This window comes from Kitasatospora nipponensis (assembly GCF_039528135.1).
Classification (GTDB): domain Bacteria; phylum Actinomycetota; class Actinomycetes; order Streptomycetales; family Streptomycetaceae; genus Kitasatospora; species Kitasatospora nipponensis.
The window spans coordinates 1-1,302 of sequence record NZ_BAAALF010000471.1; the positions used below are offsets into that span (position 1 = coordinate 1).

Sequence of the window (1,302 nt, forward strand, 5' to 3'; positions counted from 1 at the left end):
GTCAACTCGTCCGACTCGTACCCGGCGCTGGTCGTGCTCGGGTCGCCGAACACGGTGGTGGTGAGCAACACCGTCAAGAGCAGCTGCGGCAACGGCATCGTGCTGGCCGGTGCTTCCACCGGTGCGGTGGTCCGGAACAACGTGATCGACACCTCCAAAAACTACCCGAGCGGTGCCTGCCCGGCGGGCAAGGACAGCACCGGGCTTACCGTGTCTGCCGCCGCTGCCCCGACGGCGGACGTCGACTACAACGTGATCAGCCCGGTCGCCGGTGGTCCGGTTTACGACTGGGCGGGCGTCGCTTACCGGGACCAGGCTGCCTTCCACGCGGCCTCCGGCGACGGTACGCACGACGTGGTGGCCGACCCGTCCATCCCGTACGACGGCAAGACGCCGCAGCTCTCGCCGATCATCGACTCGGCCGACGAGAACGCGCCCGGCATGCTGCCGCTCGACAGCTGGGGCCATGAGGCCAAGGACGACCCGGTCGTCCCCAACACCGGTACGGGCAGCGGGATCCGGGACCGGGGCGCCGACGAGTTCCTCGGCTTCGGCAGTGTCTTCACGCCGGCCGGTCCGGTGCGGTTGATGGACACCCGTGAGGGTGTCGGAGTGGCCAAGGCGCCGCTGAAGATGGGCAGTTCGATCGACCTGCAGGTGGCTGGGGTCAACGGCGTGCCCGCCACGGGTGTCACCGCCGTGACGCTGAACGTCACGGTGACCGCCCCGACCAAGGGCAGCTTCCTGACGGTCTACCCGCACGGCAAGCCCCGCCCGACCGCGTCGAACCTCAACTGGACGCCCGGGCTGACGATTCCGAACCTGGTGACGGTTCCGGTCGTCGACGGCAAGGTGTCGTTCTACGCCGGTGGCGAGGGTGGCACCGGCGAGGTGCTGGCCGACCTGGAGGGCTACTACAGCGCGAGCGGGTACGCGACCTACAACCCGGTCGGTCCGTGGCGGCTGATGGACACCCGGGAGGACGACTACACCGAGGAGCAGATGACCCGCCGGGCCGGTGCGGTCGCCGCCGGTGACACCCTCACCATGACCACCATCCCGGTCCGGGCCAAGTCCGTGGTGCTCAACGTGACGGTCACCCAGCCCACCGCGGCGGGTTACCTGACCATCTACCCGGCCGGTGGCCAGCGTCCGGTGGCCTCCAGCCTGAACTGGTCCGCGAACCAGACCATCGCCAACCAGGTCGTCGTACCGGTCCTGGAGGACCACAAGGTCCGCTTCTACAACGGCAGCCCGGGCACCGTCCAACTGGTGGGCGGCGCCTTCGGCCACCAGTCCTGG

General features: G+C 69.3%; 1 pseudogene. It reads left to right on the forward strand.

Annotation, left to right across the window (positions count from 1 at the left end):
* Window positions 1–1,302, forward strand: a pseudogene (locus tag ABD323_RS41265) (hypothetical protein); the annotation flags it as partial.